The following is a 2,863-nucleotide window of genomic DNA, read 5'->3' on the forward strand; positions in this document are numbered from 1 at the left end:
ACGACACCCCGGCCGAGCGCCGCGCGCGCCGCCAGGTCCTGGTCTGGGCGGGCATCGCGGGACTGACCGGCGCCACCAAGGACACCGTGGACCGCCTCGTGCAGCGGTGGTCCGCTCCCCACGCCCTTCGCCGGGGCCTGACCGGCCTGCTGCGCCGGGCCGCCGAGCGGGGCTCCGAGCGCCGCCGGGCCCGCGCCCAGCACCTGCTCACCACCTACGACATCGCCGCCTGACCAGTACGAACACCCAGAAGGGACACACGATGGACAGCTACTGGGAAAACTTCGCCGCCCGCGCCTACCCCGGCGACTGGGTCATGCGAGCTGAGGGAGCGCGCATGGACGCTGACCGCCGCCGCCGTGAGATCCGGACCCAGATCAGCGCCCTGCAGGACGAGATCTTCAATCTCGGCCTGGTTCTGGACGCCGAGAGCACGCGGGCCGAGCGGACCCGGCTCGGCCGGGAGATCCGTGCCCTCGAAGAGCAGATGTACACCGCCTGACCGGCTGCGATCGCCGCCCTGACCAGTACGAACACCACGAGGAAGAGGACTTCATGCGTAACCCTGACGGCTTCACCCGGATCGTGTCCTTCGACCGGATCGGCCTGCACACCGAGGTCGCGCCGCTGACCGTGCACGCCGACAACCAGATCGACTTCCTCACCCGGGTCAGCGCCTACGCCGAGCGCTACCTCGCGCCGACCACGACGGTGGAGGTGGACGCGCACCCCGACGCCGCTGAGGGCGTCGTGCACGCCAGCGTCCCGGGCGGGCGCGGCTCCACCTACCAGCGCGGCCCGCTCCTGGGCGTGCTGACGGTGTCCCTGCCCGAGGACGAGAAGCCGCTAGAGCTGTTGGAGGCGCAGATCGAGCGGTTGCAGAAGCGCCGCGCGGACCTGTTGGAGCAGCTCACCGGGGTGCCGTTCTAGGTCCGGGCGGTGCCTGTGTCCCGCCCGCCCGTCCTGCGGGCGGGGCGCGGGGACCGCCCGGTCCACCCCGGCCACCGGCCGGGACCCCACCCCTACACAGCAGTGAGCCCCGCCCGGGATTGGCGCCCTGGCGGGGCTCTTGCGCACCTGCACACCACCCACCTTGACGAGGAAGAGGCACCACAGATGCACAAGAACGAGCGTACCCGCGAGAGCGCGAGCACGATCGCCACCCGCGACTGCGCGAGCTGCTCCTGGCAGATCGTCGCCGGGTCGGCGCTGCTCGCCGACCTGGAGGCGGCCACCCACCAGGTCCAGGCCCACACCACCGTTCCCCAGCGCCTGCGCATCCGCGCCCTGGTCGAGTCCTACCGCGCGGTGCTGGGCCCGCTGCCCTCTCGGCTGCTGATCCTCGCGGTCCGCGAGGTCTTGGAGGAGCCCGCGCCGGTGCTGGCCCTGGCCCCCGTCGACGTCGACGGCTCCTGGCCCGCCGCCGACTACGCGCAGCGGGGGGCGGCCGCATGAACCACCTGATCCGCCGCCTGTTCCGGCCCTCCCACGCCCCGCGCTGCTGCGGGGCCCAGCCGATGGACTGGGACGTCATCCGCAGCCTCTACGTGTGCTGGGGCTGCGGGAAGACGCGATGAGCACCGTCCTGTTCCTGGCCGCTTTGGCCCTGCTGTGCACCGCCATCGCGGTGCTCCTGGCCGCCACCGGCGGCCGCGCCCTGGTCCACGCCGACCACCCCTTGCCCGAGCCCGCCCGACACGCCCGTCGCGCCCCGAAGGAGGACCGCTGATGTCGAAGAGGAAGACCAAGACCGCACCCGAGCCGCCGATCGGCGTCGACCCGAACGCCGCGGTCGAGGCCTGGCGCAAGCTCAACGCCGCCACCGACGAGCTGCACGGCATCGACACCACCACGTTGCGGAAGGACCCGGCCGCGAACCCGCGCACGCTGGACCAGCGCATCGCGGCCGCCGACACCATCTCCCGGGCGGTGCTGGCCGAGCAGGCCGAGACCGCCGACGACCAGCTCGCCGCCGCGCGGCGCCAGCGCCGCTCCCGCGCCCAGCGCGGGGAGCGGGCGCTGACGATGGCCGAGACCCGCGCGGACCGGGCCGCGGCCACCCTGGAGGCGATCGACGCCTACGAGGAGGCCGACAACCCCGCCGCGTCCAGCCTGGCGTTGCACGAGGCCGACCCGCGCATCCGACGGATGCTCATCGGCGTCTCGCTGGCCGGGTCGGCGGCCTCGGCGCTGGGCATCGGCGCCTGGGCGCACACGTCCTGGGACCTGCCGGTCGCGATCGGGGTCGGGGTCCTGGCCGAAGCGCTGCTCACCGTCCCGGTGATCCTGTTGCTCACGTTCCAGGGGCTGGTGCGCACCCACAACAAGGCCAGCCTCCAGGACCTGGGCGAGGACGCGAAGCGGGTGCTGGCGATCATGCTGGGCGCGATCGGCGTCCTGCTGGTGGTCTCGGTCGGCCTCAACGTCGCCGGTATCGCGGCGGGGGACACCGGGCTGCTGGGCGTGGTCGGGATCGTGGGCGCGGTCATCGCGCTGGGCGCGTCGGCGGCGTCCTGGGGCACCACCACGGTCATCCGGTCGGTGATCCGCGCCAACACCGCCCAGTGGAAGACCGAGACGTGGTCGGCCGAACGGGCGCGCCTGGAGGCCACCGCCGCCGGTGCGTTCATTCCCGAGGTCGAGGCCGACCCGGCCTCCCCGGCTCCCGAGCCGGGGTCGGTCGAGGACGAGAAGCAGGACCAGGACGCGGTGGAGGTCGAGCGGATCCGCCGGGTGCTGGAGGTGCTGGCCGAGGAGCGCATCACCGCCATGGCCGACCGGGGCATGAGCGTCTTCCAGGCGCTGCTGGACGGTATCCCGCCCGCCCCGGGCGGCGGGGAGTCCGCCCCCCGGGCGGAGGGCC

Annotated in this window: 7 protein-coding genes; all 7 read left to right on the forward strand. The window is 73.7% G+C overall.

The genetic code is table 11. From position 1 onward, the window contains the following. Nucleotides 1-233 (forward strand): hypothetical protein (locus DQW06_RS20200; RefSeq protein ID WP_157983515.1); only part of this gene is annotated, 233 nt, incomplete at its 5' end. 29 nt (nt 234-262) lie between these two features. Beyond that, the gene (locus DQW06_RS20205) at nt 263-502 is read left to right on the forward strand and encodes a hypothetical protein (protein WP_117199110.1); all 240 of its coding nucleotides are present in this window, start codon (nt 263-265) and stop codon (nt 500-502) included. Between the two features lie 53 nt (nt 503-555). Then, nucleotides 556-930 carry a hypothetical protein gene (locus DQW06_RS20210; protein WP_117199111.1) on the forward strand — a complete coding sequence of 125 codons (375 nt, stop codon included), beginning with the start codon at nt 556-558 and terminating at the stop codon, nt 928-930. A gap of 186 nt (nt 931-1,116) precedes the next feature. Continuing rightward, a complete protein-coding gene (locus DQW06_RS20215; RefSeq protein WP_117199112.1) occupies nt 1,117-1,455 on the forward strand; it encodes a hypothetical protein in 339 nt (112 codons plus the stop codon). Continuing rightward, nucleotides 1,452-1,577, forward strand: coding sequence for a hypothetical protein (locus DQW06_RS29775; protein WP_255418255.1), 126 nt, complete (start codon nt 1,452-1,454; stop codon nt 1,575-1,577). The genes DQW06_RS20215 and DQW06_RS29775 overlap by 4 nt, the downstream gene beginning before the upstream one ends. Further along, nucleotides 1,574-1,729 (forward strand): hypothetical protein, encoded by a 156-nt coding sequence (locus DQW06_RS28985; RefSeq protein ID WP_157983516.1) that lies wholly within the window; start codon nt 1,574-1,576, stop codon nt 1,727-1,729. Before DQW06_RS29775 ends, DQW06_RS28985 begins: the two co-directional genes overlap by 4 nt. After that, nucleotides 1,729-2,863: hypothetical protein (locus DQW06_RS20220; protein ID WP_198662509.1), on the forward strand; the 1,135-nt coding region annotated here is incomplete at its 3' end. The genes DQW06_RS28985 and DQW06_RS20220, both read left to right, overlap by 1 nt.

Origin of the sequence: Nocardiopsis sp. TNDT3, assembly GCF_003427465.1 — a bacterium.
Taxonomy (GTDB): Bacteria; Actinomycetota; Actinomycetes; order Streptosporangiales; family Streptosporangiaceae; genus Nocardiopsis; species Nocardiopsis dassonvillei.

Coding starts and splice junctions, on each gene's coding strand:
- DQW06_RS20205 (WP_117199110.1), top strand. CDS start 263: ATGGACAGCTACTGGGAAAACTTCGCCGCCCGCGCCTACCCCGGCGAC.
- DQW06_RS20210 (WP_117199111.1), top strand. CDS start 556: ATGCGTAACCCTGACGGCTTCACCCGGATCGTGTCCTTCGACCGGATC.
- DQW06_RS20215 (WP_117199112.1), top strand. CDS start 1,117: ATGCACAAGAACGAGCGTACCCGCGAGAGCGCGAGCACGATCGCCACC.
- DQW06_RS29775 (WP_255418255.1), top strand. CDS start 1,452: ATGAACCACCTGATCCGCCGCCTGTTCCGGCCCTCCCACGCCCCGCGC.
- DQW06_RS28985 (WP_157983516.1), top strand. CDS start 1,574: ATGAGCACCGTCCTGTTCCTGGCCGCTTTGGCCCTGCTGTGCACCGCC.